The organism is Natrinema sp. 1APR25-10V2 (assembly GCF_031626495.1).
Taxonomy (GTDB): Archaea; Halobacteriota; Halobacteria; order Halobacteriales; family Natrialbaceae; genus Natrinema.
Genome location: NZ_JAMQOJ010000002.1, coordinates 63,681 through 87,404 on the forward strand (window position 1 = coordinate 63,681; position 23,724 = coordinate 87,404).

Annotated in this window: 25 protein-coding genes and 1 pseudogene; 12 read left to right on the plus strand and 14 right to left on the minus strand. The window is 56.1% G+C overall.

Annotated features, from left to right (window positions below; genetic code table 11):
- Positions 1 to 78: 78 nt before the first annotated feature.
- Complete coding sequence (locus NDO75_RS06100) at positions 79 to 366, minus strand: hypothetical protein (RefSeq protein ID WP_310905252.1); 288 nt, start codon at positions 364 to 366, stop codon at positions 79 to 81.
- Between the two features lie 352 nt (positions 367 to 718).
- On the opposite strand from NDO75_RS06100, the gene NDO75_RS06105 reads away from it, so the two are divergent.
- Positions 719 to 1,492: a hypothetical protein gene (locus NDO75_RS06105; protein WP_310905253.1), complete on the plus strand. Its 774-nt coding sequence runs from the start codon at positions 719 to 721 to the stop codon at positions 1,490 to 1,492.
- A gap of 169 nt (positions 1,493 to 1,661) precedes the next feature.
- On the opposite strand, the gene NDO75_RS27730 is transcribed toward NDO75_RS06105, so the two are convergent.
- The 4 genes from NDO75_RS27730 to NDO75_RS06120 all read right to left on the minus strand — a co-directional run bounded on the left by NDO75_RS27730 (position 1,662) and on the right by NDO75_RS06120 (position 5,177).
- The gene (locus NDO75_RS27730) at positions 1,662 to 2,366 is read right to left on the minus strand and encodes a site-specific integrase (protein ID WP_345784890.1); all 705 of its coding nucleotides are present in this window, start codon (positions 2,364 to 2,366) and stop codon (positions 1,662 to 1,664) included.
- Between the two features lie 234 nt (positions 2,367 to 2,600).
- Positions 2,601 to 3,347, minus strand: coding sequence for a hypothetical protein (locus NDO75_RS06110; RefSeq protein WP_310905254.1), 747 nt, complete (start codon positions 3,345 to 3,347; stop codon positions 2,601 to 2,603).
- Positions 3,348 to 3,855: 508 nt separating this feature from the next.
- Positions 3,856 to 4,251, minus strand: coding sequence for a cupin domain-containing protein (locus NDO75_RS06115; protein ID WP_310905255.1), 396 nt, complete (start codon positions 4,249 to 4,251; stop codon positions 3,856 to 3,858).
- Between the two features lie 377 nt (positions 4,252 to 4,628).
- Positions 4,629 to 5,177 (minus strand): cupin domain-containing protein, encoded by a 549-nt coding sequence (locus NDO75_RS06120; protein ID WP_310905256.1) that lies wholly within the window; start codon positions 5,175 to 5,177, stop codon positions 4,629 to 4,631.
- A gap of 131 nt (positions 5,178 to 5,308) precedes the next feature.
- Here NDO75_RS06120 and NDO75_RS06125 point away from each other — a divergent pair, with 131 nt between their 5' ends.
- The 3 genes from NDO75_RS06125 to NDO75_RS06135 all read left to right on the plus strand — a co-directional run bounded on the left by NDO75_RS06125 (position 5,309) and on the right by NDO75_RS06135 (position 8,357).
- The gene (locus tag NDO75_RS06125) at positions 5,309 to 5,995 is read left to right on the plus strand and encodes a cupin domain-containing protein (protein WP_310905257.1); all 687 of its coding nucleotides are present in this window, start codon (positions 5,309 to 5,311) and stop codon (positions 5,993 to 5,995) included.
- Between the two features lie 401 nt (positions 5,996 to 6,396).
- Positions 6,397 to 7,056, plus strand: coding sequence for a hypothetical protein (locus NDO75_RS06130; RefSeq protein ID WP_310905258.1), 660 nt, complete (start codon positions 6,397 to 6,399; stop codon positions 7,054 to 7,056).
- A gap of 416 nt (positions 7,057 to 7,472) precedes the next feature.
- Entirely contained in the window at positions 7,473 to 8,357 is an 885-nt protein-coding gene (locus NDO75_RS06135) for a type II CAAX endopeptidase family protein (protein WP_310905259.1), read from the plus strand.
- Positions 8,358 to 8,678: 321 nt separating this feature from the next.
- Here the strand turns inward: NDO75_RS06135 and NDO75_RS06140 are convergent, their stop codons facing one another.
- Entirely contained in the window at positions 8,679 to 9,428 is a 750-nt protein-coding gene (locus tag NDO75_RS06140; RefSeq protein ID WP_310905260.1) for a hypothetical protein, read from the minus strand.
- A gap of 855 nt (positions 9,429 to 10,283) precedes the next feature.
- On the opposite strand from NDO75_RS06140, the gene NDO75_RS06145 reads away from it, so the two are divergent.
- Positions 10,284 to 11,618: a permease gene (locus NDO75_RS06145; RefSeq protein ID WP_310905261.1), complete on the plus strand. Its 1,335-nt coding sequence runs from the start codon at positions 10,284 to 10,286 to the stop codon at positions 11,616 to 11,618.
- Positions 11,619 to 11,702: 84 nt separating this feature from the next.
- Here NDO75_RS06145 and NDO75_RS06150 read toward each other — a convergent pair.
- Together NDO75_RS06150 and NDO75_RS06155 are read right to left on the minus strand one after the other, a co-directional pair.
- Positions 11,703 to 11,951 (minus strand): annotated as a pseudogene (locus NDO75_RS06150) (cationic amino acid transporter); the annotation flags it as partial.
- Positions 11,952 to 12,064: 113 nt separating this feature from the next.
- Positions 12,065 to 12,844, minus strand: coding sequence for a formate/nitrite transporter family protein (locus tag NDO75_RS06155; RefSeq protein ID WP_310905262.1), 780 nt, complete (start codon positions 12,842 to 12,844; stop codon positions 12,065 to 12,067).
- Positions 12,845 to 13,360: 516 nt separating this feature from the next.
- On the opposite strand from NDO75_RS06155, the gene NDO75_RS06160 reads away from it, so the two are divergent.
- Positions 13,361 to 13,522: a hypothetical protein gene (locus NDO75_RS06160; RefSeq protein WP_310905263.1), complete on the plus strand. Its 162-nt coding sequence runs from the start codon at positions 13,361 to 13,363 to the stop codon at positions 13,520 to 13,522.
- Here NDO75_RS06160 and NDO75_RS06165 read toward each other — a convergent pair.
- Together NDO75_RS06165 and NDO75_RS06170 are read right to left on the minus strand one after the other, a co-directional pair.
- Entirely contained in the window at positions 13,486 to 14,115 is a 630-nt protein-coding gene (locus NDO75_RS06165) for a glycosyltransferase (RefSeq protein ID WP_310905265.1), read from the minus strand. The genes NDO75_RS06160 and NDO75_RS06165 overlap by 37 nt on opposite strands.
- Before the next feature lie 68 nt (positions 14,116 to 14,183).
- A complete protein-coding gene (locus NDO75_RS06170; RefSeq protein ID WP_310905266.1) occupies positions 14,184 to 14,579 on the minus strand; it encodes a hypothetical protein in 396 nt (131 codons plus the stop codon).
- Between the two features lie 220 nt (positions 14,580 to 14,799).
- Between NDO75_RS06170 and NDO75_RS06175 the strand changes: the two genes are divergently transcribed.
- Positions 14,800 to 14,964, plus strand: coding sequence for a hypothetical protein (locus NDO75_RS06175; RefSeq protein ID WP_310905267.1), 165 nt, complete (start codon positions 14,800 to 14,802; stop codon positions 14,962 to 14,964).
- Positions 14,965 to 15,018: 54 nt separating this feature from the next.
- On the opposite strand, the gene NDO75_RS06180 is transcribed toward NDO75_RS06175, so the two are convergent.
- The gene (locus tag NDO75_RS06180; protein WP_310905268.1) at positions 15,019 to 15,756 is read right to left on the minus strand and encodes a sugar phosphate isomerase/epimerase; all 738 of its coding nucleotides are present in this window, start codon (positions 15,754 to 15,756) and stop codon (positions 15,019 to 15,021) included.
- Positions 15,757 to 16,108: 352 nt separating this feature from the next.
- On the opposite strand from NDO75_RS06180, the gene NDO75_RS06185 reads away from it, so the two are divergent.
- Positions 16,109 to 16,738: a site-specific integrase gene (locus tag NDO75_RS06185; protein WP_310905269.1), complete on the plus strand. Its 630-nt coding sequence runs from the start codon at positions 16,109 to 16,111 to the stop codon at positions 16,736 to 16,738.
- 28 nt (positions 16,739 to 16,766) lie between these two features.
- Positions 16,767 to 16,922, plus strand: a complete 156-nt coding sequence (locus NDO75_RS06190) for a hypothetical protein (RefSeq protein WP_310905270.1) — start codon at positions 16,767 to 16,769, stop codon at positions 16,920 to 16,922.
- A gap of 689 nt (positions 16,923 to 17,611) precedes the next feature.
- Here the strand turns inward: NDO75_RS06190 and NDO75_RS06195 are convergent.
- The gene (locus NDO75_RS06195) at positions 17,612 to 18,052 is read right to left on the minus strand and encodes a hypothetical protein (protein ID WP_310905271.1); all 441 of its coding nucleotides are present in this window, start codon (positions 18,050 to 18,052) and stop codon (positions 17,612 to 17,614) included.
- Positions 18,053 to 18,372: 320 nt separating this feature from the next.
- Positions 18,373 to 19,611, minus strand: a complete 1,239-nt coding sequence (locus NDO75_RS06200) for an MFS transporter (protein ID WP_310905272.1) — start codon at positions 19,609 to 19,611, stop codon at positions 18,373 to 18,375.
- 278 nt (positions 19,612 to 19,889) lie between these two features.
- On the opposite strand from NDO75_RS06200, the gene NDO75_RS06205 reads away from it, so the two are divergent.
- The 3 genes from NDO75_RS06205 to NDO75_RS06215 all read left to right on the plus strand — a co-directional run bounded on the left by NDO75_RS06205 (position 19,890) and on the right by NDO75_RS06215 (position 22,467).
- Entirely contained in the window at positions 19,890 to 20,726 is an 837-nt protein-coding gene (locus NDO75_RS06205) for a CPBP family intramembrane glutamic endopeptidase (protein ID WP_310905273.1), read from the plus strand.
- Positions 20,727 to 21,390: 664 nt separating this feature from the next.
- A complete protein-coding gene (locus NDO75_RS06210; RefSeq protein WP_310905274.1) occupies positions 21,391 to 21,981 on the plus strand; it encodes an Rrf2 family transcriptional regulator in 591 nt (196 codons plus the stop codon).
- 3 nt (positions 21,982 to 21,984) lie between these two features.
- Positions 21,985 to 22,467: a hypothetical protein gene (locus NDO75_RS06215; RefSeq protein WP_310905275.1), complete on the plus strand. Its 483-nt coding sequence runs from the start codon at positions 21,985 to 21,987 to the stop codon at positions 22,465 to 22,467.
- Between the two features lie 580 nt (positions 22,468 to 23,047).
- On the opposite strand, the gene NDO75_RS06220 is transcribed toward NDO75_RS06215, so the two are convergent.
- Complete coding sequence (locus NDO75_RS06220) at positions 23,048 to 23,683, minus strand: helix-turn-helix domain-containing protein (RefSeq protein WP_310905276.1); 636 nt, start codon at positions 23,681 to 23,683, stop codon at positions 23,048 to 23,050.
- Between the last annotated feature and the right edge of the window lie 41 nt (positions 23,684 to 23,724).

Genomic DNA, 23,724 nt, shown 5'->3' on the forward strand with positions numbered 1-23,724 from the left:
CAGTACAGGTACAAGGAGTATCGACAGCGTAAGTGCAGTATTATATACTTCACGCGGTTGATTGATGATTTCTAATATCTAAACTAATCTGACGAATCCGAGGACGAGGATACCAGAGACTATGGAAGTGGGGAGTTTGAATTCAGGGTCGTACACAAACCAAACGCCAAATAGGGTGGTGATAGAACCAAAAAATGAGGCAAATAAGGATATGAATATAACTAGACCTGCCCAACCGCCATAGTTTGGGACCGTAAGCATCGATACAACAGTCTCTGTCCCGAGTCCTACACCATATAGCAGAAGTAAGGCGCCAAGCAGCGCCAATATAATCGGGGGTATGTCATAGCAAGTGAATGAAGCCATGAAGCAATGTTCTGCCAGTCTGGGTAAAGGCTTTATCGTACTAGTTGATACGTACATTCCCTATATTGAGCACAAGAACCGCTTTCAGGTCGTCTGAAATAATGCGACATCAGGTGCCACGTCCGTGTGCGAATAGAGCAAAAGCCTCGCTTATATATCAGAAAACTTTATATCCCGTATAAGATCATGTCCCATGAATCGTAGAAAAGTCCTTTCGGGAATTGCGGGGTCGTCTTTGGCAGTGTTTTCTGGCTGTTCTAAGTCGTCTAATGATAACTCTCTCAAATCTCCCTGTGGTGTACGAGTTTCCCTCTATCGCGTCAGTTTAGAACAAACAGCGAGAAAGATAGCGGTGGCGGAAGCAGAACTGAATAGGACACCCCCGGGCAGAGGGTCCCTTTTTCACCAAGTACTCGAAGGCCAGTCACCGACCATTGAGGTGGCATTTAATCCACCCCTCAGAGAAGAGCACTATTATGAATATTCGGACAAGTTCTACAGGATTACCAAGAACGTGGTGGGTGAAGGGGACGTTTCTGGGCCATCATATGGGGTATCAAGAAAGAAGGCCACTGGATCAGAAGATGATGTGCTACTGTTCACTGACTTACCTCAACACGATCAGTGGCGGATCAATGAAGTCCTGCGTTCTTCTCGACATGATTTGTTCACTGCAGGATATCTTAACGGAGACGATGCTGAGGAGTCGGTGTTCACTGCTGGGACTGACGAACTCTACATCTCATTAGATAGCAACACAGACTATGACATTATTCAGCTAAAACGGATTGATACGCAGACGATAACCGTGAGACAACTCACGTATTCAGCAACACTTGTTGCAGATCGTCCAGACTCATTTGCGAACTATATCTTACAACGACGAGGAATTGAAGTGTCTAATGATAAGATAGAAGAATTAGTTACAGATCTTAAAAAGGACGAGAGTGGAGCACTTCCAATCTGTAATGAGATAGGGAAAAACAAGGAGCATTTAGAGGCGTTAGAGAAGCTTAAGACGGCCAGAAACGAATCTGAAAGACCAAGAAAGTTGACTGGGGAGTACTACCTTCGTCATGAGGGAAACTGGTATCACATGTTTGTGGAGACCCGCACAGATCACTAACATTCAGGCTTATCTTATTCTTCAGAACGGTATCGGTGTTCTCTGTCCTAAACGGTATGTGCTTCACCTATACTGAGCGATCACCATCTTCGCAAATTGAGTCAGGTTTCGTGCGATATTCGCGCTGTGTATGCAGCAGAGGCCACAAGAATCGTGAGTGGGCTGTGAGTTATCGATGATGCGCTTGCCGGAGTGCATCTGCGGTCGCAGTTCCAGAAATCCGGATGTATTTCTGAGCAGTGGCGAGATCGCTCCACCCCATCAATGCCTGTAGTGGGACTGGCGCAACTCCCTGATAGGCGTGATAGCTCGCAGCGGTTGCCCGCAAACAGTGTGGGTAAACACGCCCTCGAAGATCGGCAGCCTCGGCTGCTTCGTTCACCCGCCTATTGATCGTCGAGCGCGAATGTGAAAACGAATCGTAGCGATTGGCGAAGCGTTCGATACACAATTCGAGACGCAACGACAGGTCGAAGGGGATCGCTCGCGCGGAGGAGACCGTCTTTGGGTGCCACCGGACCGCTACTGCCTCATACTCGGTGAGGTCGTCACAGTGGCTCGCTTCCTGGGCTGCTTGGCGACGACAGTACCCACAGGCACACGGCTCCTGCTGTGGAATCTGGAGAAGCTTCCGATCCCAGTCGAACCACGTGGTATGGAGATGTGAAATCTCGCCCCCACGCAGTCCAAGCCGACCTGCTACCAAACAGATGAACCGCGCTTGGAAATCACGGGGACTAGGTAACTCCGAACAGGCTTCGAGTAGCAACTCGAACTCTCGGTCGGAGAGTACATCTTCGTGAGAATGTCGTGTCGTCAACGCTCGTCGATGTCGTTTCGCCCATGTTGATGACTCAGACTGATGCTGTGTCATTACAGCCGGAAGTGTACACGGTTCCCAGAAAATTGTTCAAAAATGATATTGTTCGACGGTACTGAATAAAGAGGATGAGTGCAGCACGACGATCTCGTTTGTTTCACGCCCGACCTACTGAACCAGCCGTTCCGTAGATCTGCCTACTGAGTGGCTGGTTCAATCAGGCTCATTCGAAGCTTCTTGCTTTCTACGACACGCTACCGTATTCCGAAGGCCCAAAATAAACTCCGATCACACGCTTTCCGATCGTGCACTCATTTCTTTTTTACCGCGAGAACGCACTATCTCAACGATTATTGTGCACCATGTTATCACAGGTAGCAGTATTAGACCTAGAGATGCGATATCGCTGAACATCACTAGATACGGGAACGCGAACGCGAAAGCAACGAGAGCTATGCCATAGCCCACAGCAGTAGGCGTCGGTTCGGGTTTCCATCTTCCCCAGTACTGATATATAAGAAAGATCGAAAACACCCCAAGAGAGAGTAGTTTACTGGTGATCTCAAAAACAGGGCTGAGATCCCATGCCTTCTCGCCGCCGAAACCGGCTCGTACGAGATACACCTCTCCGTCGGTGTCCTCTACGATCCCATACGGGTGGTGCTGGTAGCCGATCCCCCCGGAACTACTAGGCTCCTCTGGCGCTTCCTCGTACTCGTCACACATGAGGAGTATGTCCTTACAGACAGGTAGTTTGAAGCTCTGCCGTCCACTGAACGGATGTGGCTCTTGCTCTTTCGCCGTCTTGAAGGCCCTCTGTTGATCCTCCGAGAGTTCTTCGACGGGGACAGCACTCTCTATCGCAGCGTCTCGATCTTCGACCGTATCGTTGAAGTCCTCCGTCGATTCGTGCGCGACGGTGAATGATGGTGAAGGGGCCTGATACGGCGTTGCAAGCGCACCGGGGTATAAAACTGCACCCCAGAGAAGAAGCGGAAGAACGAATATAATTCCTATGAGAATCCGCGACTTCATAATATCTCAACTGGTTCTTATTGATAAGTGCTTTCTGGATCTGGGCGAGAACACCACGGAGAACGAAGATCAGTACTATCTCATTCGCTCCTTTTACAGCGCGGTTTTCGATATCTCCCAGTACAGCCCCTGTGCTGAGCGGTTACACTTTCGTAGATCGGTCAAAATCTCATGCCGCATTCGCGCCTTGTATCTTGCAGAGACCCCACGAATTACCCAGTTGCTGTCAGAAATGATATTAGAAATACAGAGGTTGTATTCTGCAACAGGTACCCCGTCTAAGGAGAGGGACGTATGCAATATGACGGGAGATGTTCAGCAGTAGTAGACCCAGAATTTGTGCCCCTGGGGGCAATGGGCGATGCTATGTTCTCCGAAGGCTGCGACGGACGGGCTCACGACCAACTCTGCGTTTCGATCCAGTACTTGGACATCAGTGAGTTGTTCGCAGTGGGGGCACGTTACCTCTGTAACCTCGGGTTTAGATGTTGAAGTGGTCATAGTCGTTCTACTCGTCACTTCCGCCCATTTTAGCCAGCATGTGATTGATGACCTCTGTGTGTTCATTTTGTGGGCTGAACATGACGATCTCAGAATCCTCGTCGGCCCGGACCGCGTGGCCAGGCGGCCAGTAGAAGAGATCGCCGGCTGAGTCAACCTCTTCAGTGCCGTCCGTGTAGCCAACGGTGAGTGCGCCCTTAAGGACGTACCCCCAGTGGGGGGTCTGACAGAGGTCGTCCTCCAGACCTTCTAATAGCGGGGCGATGTCCGTTCCGGCGTTGAGCGTGAAGTACTCTCCGCTGAGTTCACCGTAGTGACTCGCATCGCCGAACTCCACCTGCTGGCGGGCCACGGCGTCCGGTGTGTCGATCTTGATTGGGATGGTCTCTTTTGCTTGCTTCATTGTTTTACCCGGCTGAGAAGCAGTAAGACCTATCGAGCGGCGGACCCGCCGACTACAATCTCATACCAGGGCACTCCCGCATTGGTTTGCGGAAGAATACGATGATAGACCCTGCTTTTCAGTCATCTAGAAGTAGGCTCTCAGCGTATAAGTACGTATCTTCCATGTAGTCCATTTATTGAACTCCGTTGGTCGCTCCTGTTCGTTTGCTATCCCTAGTAAGTAATTTAAACTCTGTGATGAATACGCGCCCTGTATTCAGCAAGATCTGATCGACCTACCGAACTGCTGTCAAGAGAGGCGTGCTGAATATAGAGCATTGAGTCAGCACACAAGAGAACCGTCACAGAGAGAACATCACCGACGCCGGCCTCAATTCATCTCACTCGGTTAGTCGGGAGCCGGTAGCCGAGCAGGTGTCCAACTCTTGCCAGAATCTTGAATACCCAATGTGGCGGACTGACGATGCGCTGTTCATCTTCGTGTTCGACGACCAGCATGGCGAGCAAGATAGATGATTTGAGGCCGTTCGGCGGCATGGGTACCCCGCGTTCGGTTTTCAACCTGTGGAACCCTCTGAAGAACTCCTCGAACTGCATCGCGGGTCGGTGGATGTTGATCACCTCGGCGGGTCCCGCGTTCCTGAACGCGTGTTCCGTATCCGGTGGGATGACGACTTTCTCGCCGGTTTCGACCGTGGACCACTCCCCTTTGACCTGTACCTCCAGCTCACCAGTGATGACCTCATAACTCTCTTCGGCGGTCGGATGGAGATGTGGCGGTAACTCCCCTGGCTCGTCCAATTCCATGCGAGTCTTGAACCGTTCCCCATCGGTCTCGTCAGCCGTTTCGAGGATCTCCCACCTTCCCGGAAATCCCTCGTGATCGAGGACACGATTTGGTTCCATAGACCCTTGTCTCGTCATACCATACCGATGGTGCACGAATTTCAAATAGATTCGCAAAGTACGGGCCGAGGCCTGAAAGTGAGGATTATCGACGTACTCGATATCTCAACGTCCGAAAGTTGAATACCGAGCCTGTGCCAAATATTAACATGGAAATCATCTCAGTAGGGAGAACACTCGACGAGCAGGGCGAGCCGGTCCCGGGGAGCGGCTTCGAGGTCGATCCAGAGGGAATCGTTGCCGAGACACTCGCTGAGCGGACAGGCCCCCTGATATCCAATCCAGTATCTCAAGAGTGGGTCGCCGATCTTGAACCCCCGGAGAACACGGGTGGCGAGTATCACAGCGCGATCTATTTGAGCGCTGGGGAGGGGCCGCCGGAACATTATCACGTCGGCTACGAGGAGACCTTCGAGGTCCTTTCGGGAGAACTGACGGTCGTCGTCGAAGGCACTCCCCACCGTGTTTCAGCGGGGGAATCACACACTGTCCCGGCCGGTACGGTTCACAAACCGCGCTACGATGGCGATACATTCGCCGCAGCCATCGGCACGGTACGGCCGCCAGGAAAGACGCTCCAGCTCATCAAGACGCTATTCGGTCTCGCCCACGAGGGGAAATTAGACGATTCGGGACAGCCGGGGTTTCTCCAAGGCATGGTGTTGACCAAGGAATTAGCGGACGATTCGGTGTTCGTGTCGCCTCCTCCCACCGTAACCCGACCCCTGGCAACTGCCCTTGCACCGGTTGGCCGCGGGCTCGGCTATCAAACGACGTATTCGACATACGAGGACCCGGAATTTTGGGAACAGCATGTGGAACAACCCCCTTTCTGACGGCTCCGATTCAGCGACCGGACCAGTACGAACAGTCCAATACCAACTTGCCAGAGGACTATTCCCGGCCATTGATTGCTAACTAAGCGCCTTGTATGCAGCACGCTCGCAGAAACTTACCCAGTTTCTGTTAGAAGTCACGTACTGACTACAGAGAATGAGTTCAGCACGACGGCTTTATTTGTTTCGCGCCGAAATCGGTGAATCACCCGAGAACTACACCTGCGGACTGGACAGTTGTTCCCTGAAAGCACTTATAGAACGTGTTAGTAGGCGTGACTATGAAACGGCGCTCCCTCCTCGGTACTTTGGCGACAACATCGTCGTTGGCAGGTTGCACCAGTAGTAGCGAGAGTAGTGAAGAAATCGAGTATAAACGATGCAAGAGCCCATTCATCCCTATGTCGCAAATACCCAATGAGGCTTCTTTGGAGGTGAGGGTTGCGTTAGAAGAAGGTAGTTACGAGGCTGAAGGAGACCTACTCTACCCACAGATTGTCAGTACAGATTCTATACTCTGGCTTGACACGATGCGTAGCCATCCATATTATCAGCATCATGTTACCAAAGACGGAAAAGCGATTTTCCAGACAAAAACATCTCGCTTAACGTTTGAAAAAGTAGTTCCAACACGGCATTCGCCAGCTGAACTCACGGTGAGTAATCAGACAACAGAGTTGATCACTGCCGATATAACTATTTTCGATAAGGGCGGAGAGATCGTCTCTCAGCGAACACTCTCCGCTGATCCTGCTGAAGATTTCAATAAAGCTGATGATCTCAATTCGGAGAGATATATCGGGGAACATGATGCTATAACGTGGCTTCCTACTATGGAAATTGCAGACAAACTTGGAGTCTATGAGGTCTTGGTTGAGACTGGGGATGGACGAACTAAACGAGATACGTTTTCCCTTGACCCCGCTTTCTCCCGTTATTGGCTACAAATAGCTGGAGATGAAATCCTCATGGGTAGCATCAACCAGTATAAATTTTTTAAAGCCTCTCCTACAGATAGGGCACCGTATTGCAAGGCAGAGTGGTACGGCCCTATTCCGTAAGAGAGGGCAGTGATTGTTCTCCAATCCTAATGGATGCGGAGTACTCACAGCACCAACGGCTTCACCTCCACTGAGCGATTCGACTGCTTTCCGGGTGAACGTCGATCTGTGCTGTATTTGCGCTGTGTATTCAGCACGGCTACTGAAACCTATCACTACGTGAGTGTTCCAACAAGGGCCAAATATCTAAACTCTCGTCGAGGAGTTATTCGAGTCAACAAGCCGCTTGCACTCAATTCCTCTCTCAAACTCAATAAACCGATAGCCGCTGTTGATCCTCAAAAATCTTTGAGTTCCAGAATTGACAATGTGTCGGTATAATAACAATCCTTTTCTTAATGGACGCTGGAGGTCGGCTACGGGCATGGAATTCAGAAAAACGGGTTGTCAAATTCTCCAGAGAGCGAGGAGGCCAGATGACTGACGAGGTCCAACAGTTCGGAGTCCGGTCGTGGATAGACCGCCACCGCCTCGTCGCCTTCTTGCTGATCACCTACTCGTTCACGTGGGTGATTCAGGGAATCGTTGCGGCCATGGGGCTCGAGGCGTCGTGGACCCAGTCGATTCTCATCGGATTCGGCGGGTTCGGGCCACCCGTTGGCGCCGCCGTCGTCATTTGGGCCAGCGGTGGCGACCTTCGCAAGTGGATCGGGCAGTTCTTTAAATGGCGTATCGGTGCCAAATGGTGGGTGATCGTGCTTGGACTGCCCTTCATACTGCTTGGCTCGGGAGTCCTCCTGTTCGTAGCGCTCGGCGGCCCCATCGATCTAAACTCGTTTCCGTTCCCGGGAATCTATCTCTTTGTGCTGGTTTGGGGAACCATCTGGGGCGGCGGCCAGGAGGACCTCGGCTGGCGCGGCTTTATGCTCCCACTGCTCCAGGACAAGTACAGTGCACTGGTTTCCAGTCTCATCGTCGGCGTCTCGTGGGCTGCCTGGCACCTCCCCCTGTTCCTCAACGCGGCCACGACACACGGCGCGTGGCCGCTCTCCCAGCAGCTGATCTGGATCGTCTCGATCCTCTCCGGCGCGATCATCTGGACCTGGATGTACAACAGTACTGGCAGCGTTCTGGCCGTCGCCGTAATCCACGCCGGCATCAACGGAATGGGAATCTTCCATCCCGCTGACGTGGAAGCGTTGGCTCCCGGCGGAGTCCCGGACACAGCGTTGAACCTCCTCACTGAGGTGACTGGTGCCGTCCCGCTCCTCCTGTTCGCGGTTCTTCTCGTGGTCGTTTACGGGGGCGAACGGCTCGCAGATGGCGAGATTCCCGGGCCCAAAGTCGTCGGCCTTGATTGATGCTCCCGGACATTTCACCTTCTCGGTGGGTGGGTATCAGATCAACACTACAGGCTCTAGTTCGAGTGTCGAACGAATCGACCTTTGAGGCGTGAGGCGGCCGAAATCGGCCGTCTCAAAACGGTGTTTCTGACGGGGACTCGCGTGGAGACGACCAATGAGTCTCGAACCTATCGACCCCGAACACGCACTCGAACTGTACTTCCTACCAGCCAGCGTGTCTTTTTGAAGAGTCATGCTGAATACAGACCGCGAATGCGGCATAAGATCGTGACCGATCTACGAAAGTGTAGATCACTCAGTACAGGAGACGAACCTAGTTTAGACACCATGCGAGCGGGAGACATCGATGTAATGCCAGTCACCTTCATATCGAACGTATTCTAATGGCTCAGAATCACTATCTTTCTCTCGGTCGGATGCTTCCTTGAGCGATGTGAACATCGTTTTGAGGTCACTTGCAGCGTTCCGCCGTCGCTTGGCCGCTTCTTTATCCTCGGAGGTGTCCTGATCGCAGATAGTTAGATGGCCATCGTTCTCCTTCACTTCATCAAGGAGGATCCGGACTTCGTCACTAGGGTCGAACGATGTGGATCCGCGTCGGTCAAGAACGTACTCGGAAAAGGAACTAACGTCCTCAAAGACGGGCCCAGCGGTGTAGCGGAACCGCTGTGCGGTATCGTCCCCCTTTCCCGTGCGTTTGAGTTCAGCAATACTACCGTTGGCCTCAATAACGGGTTCATCGACGCCTGCTGCGAGAACGGATTCATCTTGATCAGTAGCGTCGAGATAGCCGGCGATGAACGGTATCGAAAATCGCATTCCCCCAAGGTGCTCAATATTGAAGTCGGCCGCCTCGCTGACTCGCCATTGGTCATGACGCGGTAAGTTGGCGAACGATAATGAATCATCAGGTGACAGGTTTTCTGTCTCACTATCACGAGAAAGCACGTACTCAGGGCCAGAGACTCTGCCCTCATCAACTACCTCTTCGTTGATTTTGTAAAATTGTCCGTCCCAATTGAGATACGTGAGCCAACTTAGCGGTCCACGATGAATCGTCTCAACCATTGGTTTGTCTCCCTCAGCCGTTTGGATCGCCAAGTCTGTCATCATCCGAGGCGTGTCATCTAACTCTGATGCGACCTCTGAGGCAATCTCCGCTGCATCGACAGCGTGAAAATCCACATGAATACCGCTACAGCCACTACTACTAGTACAGCCAGCTACCGAACAAATAGCGCCTACAGAAACACACGAGATAAACGACCTTCTATTCATGACAAGAAACTATCTACAACGGTTAAATGCTTTGTGTATAAACCGGGTGATTCCACAGTGGTTCTCTTGGTCTAACTACACCCCGAATAGAGCAAAGAGTAGGCGTATTAGTCAATCATCATCGTCGTCCGAGAACCGTACTCGCTCCGCTCGCGTGCAGACCGGTGTTGGATTCATCCTCTGTACTGAACGATTCGAGTAGTTCGAAATTAGTGTCTCCCCCATCTGCATTCGCGCTATGATCGTCGCGGCGGTAGACTTCGGGGATCAGCAGTACCCGCATGGCGTGGGCACTTCCACGAACACGGGCTTAACGGTCGCACCCGCAAGGACCAAGTTCGGACGACGGATGTGGCTGGAGAATTCCGCCGACAAGTACTTCGAAAAGGAGTGTCGGGCAGTCGCTTTGGATTTCGAACCGTCCGTCGGTCCGTCGTAAAGGCGGCGCCCCGGAAAGTGACGGGGTCGTTCTCGCGACTGAGCGAGGGAGGCTGCGGCTCGAGTCGGTCGGAAAATCGCTCGCCAAGCGGGCGGTGCCGACCGACGGCCCGAACGAGACCGATTTGCGACCCAAAGCGGAGCCGGCGTTCGAGCGTCGGTTCGTTAGTCAGAACTCCGTTAAACGGACGTCGCGTAGGGCCACACATGGATCGAGAGGGGTACCCGATCCTGGTACTCGTCGCGGTCGCAGTGATCGGCATCGGCGTCGTAACGACGTCGAAACCGCTCGCGCAGTTCTTCGTCGAGGGGATGCACGAGTTCGTCACGACGACGGTCGCCATGGCGTGGATCACGTGGTGGGCGCTGGTCGTCGGCTTCGCCATCGCCGGCGGCGTCGAGGCGTGGACGTCGACCGAGGCCGTATCGGACCTGCTCGAGGGACACGGCCCGCGCGAGATCGGCTACGGGTCGCTGTTCGGCTTCGTCTCGTCGTCGTGTTCCTACAGCGCTATCGCCACCGCGAAGAACCTCTTCAAGAAGGGGGCGTCGGCGGCAGCGTCGCTCGGAGCGTTCATGTTTGCCTCGACGAACCTCGTCATCGAGATCGGGGCGGTCATCGTGCTCCTGCTCGGGTGGCAGTTCCTGGCCGCCGACGTGATTGGGGGCCTCCTGCTCATCGGACTGATGGCGCTCGGCTTCGTGTACGTCGTCCCCGACGGCGTTATCGATCGGGCCCGCGAGAACGTCCGCGAGGAGGGCGAGCCGACGGCGCAGGACCCCGTCTGCGGGATGGAAGTGAATCCCGAGGAGACCGACTACTCGACGGAGGTCGACGGTCGAACCTACTACTTCTGCTCGCGGTCGTGCATGGAGAGCTTCGATCCCGAGGAGGCGAACACGACGATCCGCGAGCGGGCCACCTCGCTGTCGGGGTGGGAGGCGCTGGCCGACAAGCAGTGGAAGGAGTGGGGGATGCTCTGGGACGAGATCGCCATCGGGTTCGTCTTCGCCGGCCTCATCGCCGGCTTCATCCCGCGGACGGTGTGGACCTCGATCTTCTCGGGTCCGATCCTCGGGATGCCGACGTACGTCCTCTGGACCTCAGCGCTCGGCGCAATCATCGGCGTCGCCACCTTCGTCTGTTCAGTCGGAAACGTCCCGTTCGGGGCCGTCCTCTTCACGAACGGGCTGCCGTTCGGCAGCGTCCTCGCGTACATTTACGCCGACCTGATCGTCCCGCCGATCGTCGACGCCTACCACGAGTACTACGGGACGACGTTCGCCGCCGTCCTCTCGGCGATGATCTTCGTCTCCGCGGTCGTCGTCGGCGTCGTCGTCCACTTCCTCTTCGGGACGCTGGGCCTGATCCCGCCGCGCTCGAGCGCGACCGTCGCGGAGGTCTCGATCGAACTCAACTACAAGATGGTACTGAACGTGCTTGCCACCGCGCTGTTCGGCGTCCTCTACTGGCTCCACCGCTCGAGTCCGTCTGAGAGCGGCGGCGGTGAGCAGTCGGCTCACGCCCAGACAAGCGACTGAGCCGACGCCGCGGGTCGAGCGTCGTCAGGCGTCGGAGTTCGACGGCGAACTCCCGAACGAGGTGGCCCTCGCACCCCGCCCGACCTACTTCCGGACGATCCCTTTCACGGCCGACTGGACGGGACGGTGCGTTCGGACCATCACGACCTCCCCGTCGAACTGCTCGCCGATGGGTACGAGAATCTCGCCGAAGAGGACGCGACGGCGGATCCCCTCGCCGGCCGCGCCGACGATGATAGTGTCGAACTCGCCCTCGCGGGCGGACTCGAGGCACGTCTCGGCGACGTCGCCGTCGGTCACCACGTGGAAGAGGGTGATGTCGACACCGGCTTGCGGGTAGGCCGATCCGAACCGTTCGGCGAGCCTCGCGTGGGAGCCGCCGGCCGTAGGGACGAGCGCCCGAGTGCTCTAGGCCGGATGCGGCCGGGAGGTCGCTCTTGTTGCGTTCATTCTTCCGCACCCACTACTTGGACGACGTGGGTGAACGTAACGAGGCCGATTCCACCGACGAAGTTCCCTGCGGTCGCGACGACAATCGTTTCGGCCAGCGCTCCGTAGCCGATCGGAGCGTCGAAGAGAAACCCGAAAAAGACGTGGATCGCGGTGACGATCACGTGATCGAACGGCCCGAGGGCCAGCAGAAACCCGACGATATAGGCCATAGTAATGCGGCTCCGAACGCTATTGACGGCTTCCAGAAGGAACGATAGTAAACTTACGAGCGCACCGCCGACGATCGCACTTGCGAACATCCCCCTCATCGGCCGATGAACGATCTCTTCGGCAGTCCGCGCCAGCGCGTGTGCTGACCCAGACGGAAGAACGCCATCAACGGCAAAGACGAACGCGAAGAGGAAACCGCCAATGAGGTTAACGACGAGGGTGACGATCCACAGACGAAGGAGTGACCCGAGCAGCCACGACTCCTCCTGATCGATCGCCTTCGCTGCCGGATCGAAGAAATTCTCGTTAAACAGCTCCGATCGGCCGACGACCAGGAAAATGACGCCAACTCCGAAGGTGAGCGCGCCCGCGATATGTGCGACGTCACCGAAGCGCGGTTCGACCAGTCCGTCGACGACCCCGAGCGCGGCGATGCCGAAGACGATGGTGAATCCCGCAATGAAACTGGTCGCCGTGAGCTCAAGCAGTGACTGCTCGAGCCGTCGTTCACCTTCTTCGACTGCTCGATCGAATATCTCCGTTGGGTCTGGGGCTAGAGGCACGGAGTAGATATAAAGTTACACACATAAAGGCCGACACCATGAGTACTCAACGGCCGTTGAAAGCCGAATGAACGAGGACAACGGAGCATATAAGACTATATTAATTTCTCGCAATCGGACAGCGGAGAAGAAAAGATCGCAGTCCAGCCACTTGCTGGGCTAATTTATCTAGAGACACTGGAACTCGACTAGACTCGATGGCCAGAAACGGCCCCAGTTGACGGACAGGGATAGGAAGGTCCCAACACGATACCCGTCGGTGGCGTACGCCATCGCGATGCTCGAGGGACTTCGACCGCTGTTGGACGGAACGGGATCCGATAGTGTGGCCTCCGTCCGATCGCGGGCTCGCGATCGGCTCTGAACGCGGCGAGCAGACCGCGATGTGCTTCGAATGACCGCGTTTCGAGGCCAGGCCACCGCCGAACGTCTCGAACGAACGGCCGTTCGGGGTAGATGAGGGACGAGCGTATGCATGCTGTATTGATTTTACTCACACTAACGGAGAGGGTGGAAATGGCATACGAACCTCCAGTCGAGTGTCCGCTCTGTCGGGAGACGCTGGAATTGGACCGGACGCTCGAGGATCACCTCGCTGGAACCCACACGCAACGCGAGGTCGCCAGCTATCTCGCGTCCCTTCACGAACGAGTGACGCCCCGGTCGGTTTCGGACTGACCGAGAGCGGCGTCCGCTCGCCGCAGCGCGCCGCGGACCGCCGTATTCGAAACCCCTTCGTTTCGCGTACAGTAACGAGAATTACAGGAGTCTAGTCTGTTCGGCCCACTTACTCCGGTACTCGCCGTTGCCGTTCGACGTCGGTCGACGATGTCGCGCTGGCCGCCGTTATCTGGGATGACCGGGATCGCACCCGCAGCGACGAACTTGGCGACCGCCATCCCGAAGTGTTCGTTGCGCTTCCCGTGGAGTCCGTAGCGGTGCGTACAGAGTAGATCGACGAGCTCCTCGCGCGGGAGTTCACCCTCGAGGGTGACGTAGTCGCGAGCGTCGGCCATCGCCTCGAGTTCGCGGCGGTACTCGGGATCGTAGGAGGGGCCGACGACGTGGTGGTGGACGTCGTGGCCGCGCTCGCGGACGCCGTCGACGATACGGATCGTCTCGGCGACGTTCTTGTAGCGGGCGAGTCGGCCGACAGTGACGAACCCGTCCTCGCGCTCGTCCCACGGACGGGGATCGAATCCCTCGGTGTCGACGGGGGGATGGACGACCTCAGGGTGGACGTCGTAGACGTCCTGAACGACGTTGGCCATCCACCGCGAGTTGGTGAGCAGCGTACTCGCCCGGATCTGGTCGGCGTCGAAACCACCGATGCGATAGCTCAGTCGGTCGTAGAGTAATCGACGAATCCGTCCTCGCCGACGCGCTTCGAGGTGACCAACCGTCCGAACCGCGGCGTGTGGATGTACTGGATCGCGGGCGGGTCGATGCTGAGTTCGTTGTCCGTGCTCACCACGAGATCGAACGCGTCGCGGTGGCGCTCGACGTGGCGATTGAGCAGCGCATTCCGGAGGTTGTACAGTGGGACGTCTACTGACTCGAGGGCGGACGCGACCCATCGGGCTTGCCGAACGGGAACCGGATCGACGGCGGTGTTGAAGTAACGGTTCAACTCGGCGAAGTCGGGCCGCGTCAGCGTGAACAACTCGACGTCGTGGTCCGCTTTGAGGGCCTCGAGGACGGCCATACAGACGCCCTCGCCGCCGCCTTTCGACATCAGGTCGGTGTGTGCTACGGCGACCGAGCCATCTACGCTGGTCGCCCACGGCCACGGGTAAAGCCTCGGGCCAGCGTCCGACGGGTGGGACCGGCGTGCCACGGATCGACACGGAGACCGCCAAGGCATATTTTAATTCAGTCCCATATAGTAATTATTTCGGCAGCCTCTATCGATATCGAAAGCACTACTCCCCACGATAGCGTATCCAAACCGAACGATGAGTCTCACCCACTCTCACCAGACGGGCGATAGCGCCGACGCAATGGCCGCGATCGACCGGACCGGCGAGCGCGCCCGTCTCGTCATTTCGGACGTTACGAGAGACGGGGCGTGGCTTACCGTTCCAGAGGCCGAGGCAGTGACGGTGGATACGTGGCGATAAATCGCAGTACCCTCGGCCGAACGAGAACGACCAATTGTTCCCGAGACCCGACGGTCAGTCCCGTAACCGCGCCAGTGTTCGCGCCCCGTTCTCGAGCGAGGCAGCCGGATCCACGGGTTCATCGTGTTCGTAAATCAGCCACTCGGTGCCGGCGTCGCGTGCCGCCGCCGCACAGGCGTCGATGTCGACCTCCCCGTCGCCGAGTTCGACGGGCTGGCCGTCGGCGACGTCCTTGATATGGACCAGCGGGACGCGCCCCTCGAGTCGCTCGAGCAGCGCGACCGGACCGTATCCCGCCGCGTTCGCCCAGCCCACGTCGAGTTCGATCGACAGGGCGTCGTCGGTCTCGTCGATCAGGAGCTCGAAGGCGCTCCGCTCGTCGCCCTCGAGGGCGACGAACTCGTGGTCGTGGTTGTGATATCCCAGCGCGAGTCCGCGGTCCGCGAGCCGGCCGGCGAGTGTCGAGAGCCGGGTTGCGGTCTCCCGAACGGCCGCCGCATTCTCGAAATAGCTGTCGTCGAGATACGGGACGACGACCCGATCGCAGTCGAGAGCCGCGCAGGTCTCGGCCGCTCCGCCGGGATCGTCCTCGAGCGCGTCGATTCCGATATGGGCGGCTGCGGCCTCGAGGCCGACCTCCTCGAGGACGGTCGCCGCTTCGTCCGGCGACGTCTCCCCGAACCCTGCGAACTCGACGCCGTCGAAGTCGGTCTCGCCGACGCGGCGAAGCAGCGTCGGAAGTCCGTCTTCTAGCTCCCGCAGTGTATACAACTGGATCCCGGTTCGGATCATGTCGTCAACGGTAGCACGCGGGGAGTGAAAGAATGACACCCTGTGTCGACCGCGTACTCGGGAATGTACGGTGGCATCGAGCGGTCCTTGATCGACAACTCGAGACTCCGACCAGTGCGCCTCGTCTAGCGACCGACCGGTCGCCGAGCGGCCGTTGGCCATCGGTTGGAGTTACGTGGTCCAGTGGATTATGTCTACGAGAACAGAGCTAAGTCGCACGGGAATCCCTGATTCTGTTGCGAGTTCGGCTCGGTTAGCCCTTTTTCGATCCCGATTGAGGTCACAAAAGCTAGGTGATTTGCAACCAACCTAGAATCGAATGCGACTCAAACAGTACGACTCTCGAGATGGGATGCGTGTCTGGCTCTCTAACAAAGAGCTTGACACGCTGATCGACTACGCCGAGACTCCCCACCAACGGCTCGCGTTCTTACTGGGTGGACGTGTCGGCCTGCGTCGGTCCGAAATTATTCGAATCACCCCGAACGCACTTGTAAAAAGTCCGACAGGAAAGCACGTTCGCATTTGGGAGGACTATACCAAGCGTGACCATTACCGCGAGCCACCAATACCCGATAACGTCGAAGCGATCGCCGACACGCTGGCGTTCGAGCAAGCCGACGACGAGCCGCTCATCGATGTCGATGGAACGACTGTCTATCGATGGGTACAGAAGGCCGCCAGCAACCTAGAGGGACAAACGGGCGATGAAGGTTGGACGTATCTCGATGTCCACGATCTCCGTCGTACGTGGGGGACATCCCTCCTCGAGCAAGGGGTGCTCCCGTCGGTAGTAATGGCGTGGGGTGGCTGGACCGACTGGGATACCTTCCGAGACCACTGCCTCGGCGAATTCTCTCCAGAAGCGATCAAACGCGAGCGTTCTAAAGTCGACTTTCTGAACGGTAGCGGCCATGGAACCGAGCCAGAAAATCGCCTTTCTACGCTACCTCCTGTCGGATCAGATACCGGGATGAACTAGTTACTGTACCCTGATACGAATGGCCCGTATGATGCCGTTCGACGGGCTTTCGTCACCGCGCGGAGGATATACGCGCTCGATACACGAGCGAGACGAGCGTCGTGAGAAGCGGTACTTCGACTACGACCACCGGACGCCGTATGATAACGCCGAGTCCGTAATGTTTGGATACCTAAAATCCTAACCGCGGCGATCGTCACGGCCGGTATTTCGATAGCGATCAACAGTCGGGAGAGGCGCGCCAATTGCCGTTCGACGACCGTTTCGAGGAGTGCCGTGCAGCGTCGATTTCGACGACCGAGTCTTTGATCTCCTTTAGTTTCGCCGTCGACTCCTCGCCACGGTCGGACGATCCGTCTGGGGTCGCTGAATCCAGTATAATGGGACGAAATACCGTAGTTGGGCATAACGACGAGCGTCTACAGCATGTAGTTGGAGAGTAGTTACGGGGGTGGCGAGCAGACGGCCGCGGCCAGCCGCGAGCGGCTCGCGTAGCCAGCGGCCGTTGATGACCGAGGTACGATTTCCACGGTCGCATGGAAGGGACGGACGCAGAGTGGCGTCAGTCCCTGTCACAGCCTTGGGAAGACTTGAACGCGGTGTCCCAGGTGGTCCAGTGCTGGCACAGTCGGTGGGGATCGTGTGCCGGTGCGATACAGGGTGATCTACCCCGGTAGGTCAATCGGATGAGGCCACATCCGTTTCCTTGGGTAGATCGTGTGAATGTGTGGCAGTGAGACGAATAGGCATTAGCCCGACGAGTTCAAGCAGGCGACGCTGTCTGTGACTTTGCGGGTGACTTCTATTATTGGCCGTGTTCGTTGCTCTCAATCGGATTTAGGGCAATGCCGGAAAGTGAAAACTTGAGATATATTACGCGCGAGTAGGGGTGTGTTCGGGGGTGTCGGCCTTGCTGTTGGCGTAGGCGTTGTAGGCTGAGAGGGCAACCGTGATCAGTCCGCCGGCGGCGGTGCTCGTCGCGAGCAGACCGCTTCCCATCTCGATGACTGCCGGCGAGACGAGCGCCCAGAGCCCGAGCAGTGTGGTCAGCGAGGCGACGCCAACGCTCGCCAGTCGATCCCGCGACAGGCGGACGAAATTATAGCCGGCGAGTAGGAAGATTGCTGTGCCGGTGAGGGTGTCGTTCCAGACCGCCGCCTCCGTGGACTCGAACATGAACGGATAGGCGACGAGCCCCAGACCAGCCAGGGCGACGATCGCGCTCACCCACTGCATCGTGTCCGTGTTGAGGGTGTTACGGCGGTCGATCTCGGTGGTGTGATTCGCTTCCGGATTGGTCGGTGTGTCACTCATAGTTGCCTCTACAACTTGGGAGTCGACTGGCAAGCAAAGGGGCAGTGGCTGCGCTCGCCGGGAACCGTCCTTCAGTCGGTTGTGTTCGCTGATCAGTTCTTTAGCTGTACTGAGTGATCACCACTTTCGCAAATCGGGCCTGATTTCGTGCGACATTCGTGCCCCGTATTCAGCACGACCCGGCTCAACCTATACGAATATTGGTAGAGATCGTGTGCTGAAGACAGAGGGTGGATTCAGCACTGGAATCGCCTTCTATCCATAGCGTCCTGAGTGAGATCTCTTAGGGATCTATAACTGTGGATCAATCATCACGAGTCTTAGTGTCGAACCGATTCTTCGCTGATAGGGGCCTCCCACAGGAGGATGGTCGCTGCCCCGACGACGAGAACAACACCACCGACACCCAGTGCGAATAGCGGAGAGACGACATCGGATATGACGCCACTCCCGAGTTGAAATGGGACAACGGCGAGGCCGCTGACCATCGCCATCGCGCTCAGAACGGTGGCGCGACCGAGTGTCTCTACGTGATCGTTGATGTACTGTCCGGCGAACGATCGTGTGACGTCCGAGACTCCTCGGATTAGGAGGAAAGTCGGAAGGGCGAGCACCGGCAGAAGGTACATTCCGATCAACGCGCCACCAACAGCGAACGGGAGGACGACAAACCACATTCGCAGTCCGATCGTCTCTCTGATTGTCCCCGTATAGTAGTTGAGGACTGCGCCGACGAGACTATACGCTGCATAGAACCATCCCAGCAAGGCTTCGACTTGCGATTGCGGGATGCCGAGGTCGAGAACCACCGTCTCGAAAATCGGCTGGAGAAAGACGAACACGAGGTACGTGACCGCGGCGTATAGAACGTAGTAGTAGAGCAAGAACGCTCGCAGACGACGGCGAGCGAGGACCTCCTTCACGATACGAACTGTTTGGCGGAGACTCAACTCTTCGGTAGCCGCTTCCTTGTACGTCTCTGGTTCGTCGAGCGTGAGCAGTACTACAACCCCGAGACTCGTCACGCCCGCGGCGATGAACCACGGATACGAGAGATCAATGCTTCCAAGATACCCACCAAGAATCGCCGCAACGGCACCGACGGCCAATGCCGCCGACTCTCCGTGTCCTCGAACGCGAGCGAATTCATCTTCTGAAAGGTCGTCGGTGAGAGTATCGTAGAGCCATGCGTCTTCGCTCCCGGACCGGAAATTATAGCCCAGTGACCAGCAGACGTAAAGGCCCGCCAGCGGGAGAAACGAGTTCGACAAACCGATACCGAGGAGGGTCAGAGATATGAGTGATGTCCCGATGAGGAGACTATTACGTCGGCCAACGCGATCACCAACGTAGCCCGTCGGTATCTCCCCGAACAACGTTGTCAGGTTGTAGAGCGCCTCCAGAATCGCAATCTGTGTGAACGAAAGTCCCTGTGCCAGAAAAAAGAGGTACATGATGGGGCGGTAGAACTCGACCGCCTTTGTCGACTTATATATGTAATATTTTAGGATATTTCCGGAGATAGCTCCCCCGAGGCCATCACCTGAACCACTTGCCATACGTGTACTGGCAAACGAAGAGTTGGCTAGTATATCCTGTTATTACGGTACAACCCCTCGAGCACATATCTCGGAATATTTGGCCGGTACACTCGCTCTATCAATCGCTCTGGGATGTCGCCGGTCGATGACTGATGAGTGATCGATGCGCGCACTATAATCAGCACGGCCCTCTTGACAGAGGCAGAGTAGTTGGCCACGGCGCTGCTGAATAGAAAGCACCCATCCTTCAGTGCCTTATCCCAGTTTTATTGTGACGGCTCTCTCACAGGAGAGGTATGAGGCTGAAACGTTGGATGCGACGACACACGCTGGCCGCGTTCGGCCTAGTCACCTACGGGTGGACGTGGGATACAGTTTTCTTCGTGTTCGACTTGTGGGACGTGATTCCGGTGACGCTACCTCGGGTGTGGGGGCCAGCGATCGCAGCCATCGTGGTGATTTGGGCCAGCAAGACCCCGCTCCGCACCTGGGCCCGGCAGCGACTCACCTGGCGCGTCCCGCCGCGCTACCTTCTGGTTGCAGTGTTCATCCCGATCGGTATCACGAACGTCCAGCCGTTTCTCGAGGCTGTCGGTGGTGGGACAGTCGACTACGACCCACCCGCGCCAATCTATGGGATGGCCGCCTTCGTGGTCGCCAACATGGTTCTGTTCGGTGGAACGGAGGAACTCGGCTGGCGTGGGATTGCCCAGCCGCGACTACAACAACGATTGTCAGTGTTCACCTCTGGCCTCATCATCGGCGTAGGGTGGTGGATTTGGCATTTCCCGTTGTTTTTCACAGGTAACCCCAACTACACGTTCCAGGTACTGCCACTGTTGACGTACACGCTGTTTATTCTGGGCGCCTCCGTGGTGCTTGGAGCGTTCGTCAACATCGTCGAAGGGACCCTCCTCCCGGTGATACTGATGCATGCGTCAGTGAACGCGGGGGCGCTATTCGCCGTAGGGGGCGGCTTTCTTGAGGGATCGGCGCTTGTTCCACTGCTGGTCGGGTCCGGCCTGTGGTGGGTGCTGGCTGGGATTCTCCTCGGGGTGTACGGCCGGTCAATGACTCCGAAAACCAACACTAGATCGGTCGCTCCTCCAACTGATGAACACCTAGCCAACTGAACGCGCCTCGGTGTAACGCACCTGCGGTCCTACCTCGTAGAACAACTGCGCTAAGCTCCAGAGAATTGAACCCTTCCCCTGCACAACTCATTCTCTATATTCAGCAGGTAATTTCTGATGCCTATCCGAGAGATGGGCATCTGCTCCGGTAACGCCTTCGTCTGTATTCAGCACGCCACTCTTGCCAGTAGATCAATAGTTCGAACCTGGAAACCTAGAGTAAACAACCGGACCAATAGACGGCATAAATGATATGAAATCGGGGACTGAGGGACTCGCGCGCGATCCGACGATGTTGGCTTCTACAAAATGGATTCCATCGAATTGCCTCGGTTCTCTCCATCTTGAAAATCTGGGGACACCTCTCCAGGGAACTCTCAGGAGAAGATTCTGCGCGGAATCATCAACAAAATTCTAAGATTTTAGGCCGGGATTATCTATTGATTTTGTGAGAGTAGTACCAGATCTACTGACAGTCAGAGTAGCAAGATATAACAGAATAGATGGAACAGGGCTTACTAGTCCTCGGTATTCTTTCAGGAATTCGTAGTTTGTGCTCGGCCCTTGATATAAAGCTACGAATTGAGGCGAGATTACTGCACTTCGATTGAAGGAATATAGTTCCATAGCAAAGGACTATGTTACCCCAATACGAAGTGAGCATGTGACTGGTTCAACTGGCCCCGGAGAGTTCGACGATGTCGACGAGGCGGTTGGCGCGGAATGGGAAGACGAGACCACTCCTTACGAGCGCGTCCGCGAAGTCATTAGTCGCGCCTACACCCCGGTCTCCGCAGACTCCGTCGCTGACACTGCACGCACGTCGCCGAAGACAGCACGAAAACACCTCAACGCCCTCGATGATGAAGGATTCGTCACGACCGATACTGGCGAGAACGGTGGCACGACCTACCGACGCTCACCGGAGTCGCTCGTTGTTGAACAGGCGGCTGATATCAGAGAGCACGTCTCGACGGAGGAGTTGATCGCCCGCGTCTCGGAAATGCGAGAGCGCATTAGCGACTTTCAGGCCGAATACGGCGTCGAATCACCAGAGGAGTTACTCGTCGAACGAACAAACCAAACCCTGTCCGAGGCAGCCACAACCCACGACAATCTCGACCCTGAGACGATCCGGGAGTGGCAGACGACGCGTCGGAACCTCGCGTTTGCCAACGCTGCGCTCTCGATCGCCAACGCTGAACGATTCGTTGGCGAGGAGTCAGGACCGAACGGAAGCGCACTCGCCCAGTAACAGATGGGAGGGGATAGTACGGCGGAGGAAGGGCACTCGCTTAGAGGTCCGATTGACCGGGCAGCTCTTCTCGCCATTCGAGAGGTGTTCAACGCCGACGAGTCGCTAGCGACCGCGGAGTTAGACGATTATCTGGATCCGAAGGTGCTCGAAGTCACATACGATGATGGCCTTTGCAGAGCCGAAACGGCGCGCATCGACGTCCAGTGGACAACACAAAACGACTACAAGTTCCATTATACAGATTCATGCGGCGTGAATCTCCGGTGGGGGAAGCATCCGCACAATAATGATTACGTCAACGTCCATGGGCTCGAACATCACCATCCGCCGCCGGATGCATCCGTCGATCCGAGCGAGGTTGAGGATTCCTGTATTACCCAATCACCGGAGAAACTGGTTACGCGGGCAGTTCTCAAGCTATGGCGAGTCGCCTACCACGCTGAATCGCTCTCTCCGTTGAACGCAGGGAGCAATCCGCCCTAACGATCGAACAAGAGGGAGTTGGTGGACCCCCTCATCTAATTCCACGGGGAGAATTGGAGTGCACAGGACACGCAGAGCTGGTTCTGTGTGATATTATAAACAAAATTATAAGAAACTAGACCGGGATTGTATGCTGATTTTGTGAGTACTGTACCAAGACCACTGACAGTCTTGGTGGCAAAACATAGCAGAATAGAGGACGCCGGCGGCCAATTATTGCGCTGCATATGTGTGGGCGCTGCAGGTTCCGGTTCGACGGTCGAACGAATCGTCCTTTGCGACATGAGGCGGCCGAGCTCGATCGACTCAACCTCGCCGCTTTTGACAACTAATGGATTGGCTTGCACCTCCCATACGGGACACAGCGTGCGAATTTCGCACGGAGTCATTTTGATCTGAGGACAACCAATTCGTATGGTATTGGTCGTGACTGAATAATTTGATTAGTATGGACCGTCGCAAGTCGTTCCGGAATTGACCGCAGTACAGCGTACGGTTGCAGCGACACCCTGAACTGCAAACGGACCGATACTGAACTGAGTTGGTCTAGGTCTACACTCCCGTCGTCGGAATCTTGAAATTAGGATCGGTTATTACGTATCATGAATTGACCAATGATCCGATCCTCGGCCCGACGAATCGTTTCACTAGCGCTCGACTTGTCTACATCAAGTATCTCCGCTAGTTTCTCAAGAGTACATTCTCTCGGCACGTCGAAATACCCTTGACGGTAGGCGACGGTCAAACATCTCTGTTGTCGGTCGGTCAGTAACTGGTCTCGTTCGTCGGTATGGACGAGTGTTAAGAGTTCGTACCGCCGCCCTCGCTCATCAAGTACCGCACGAAATGTGTCGAATTGGTCCTGTGTGGCGGTGAGGTCAAATTCCATCTCGCCGTTTTCGACGATGATTGGGAATTCCGGGGGGAGTGACGATTCCCAGAGAAATCCGTAGAGACCCTTTTCATTGGCTTCGTATTGCCCGATTGCATGCCGGTCATCTTCGTACAGCTGGTCGTACTTTGAAATGTCCTCGTGATTCCGAATCAAATCCGTGACCAGTGCGGGATCAGTGGCCCGCACTTCACCCAGTTCGAGAGCTCGATTGCCCTTCGGGACCCCCGTGAGTAGCCGCAGGGTCGCATCAGGGAAAGATGTCGAGACGTCAGTGACCCAAACCTCGTCAGGAAGGTCCATCCGGAAGCGGGCGTTGATCACTTCTGGGTCACCCCAAGAAAGCTTCCTGGCTGCAGTTCAAT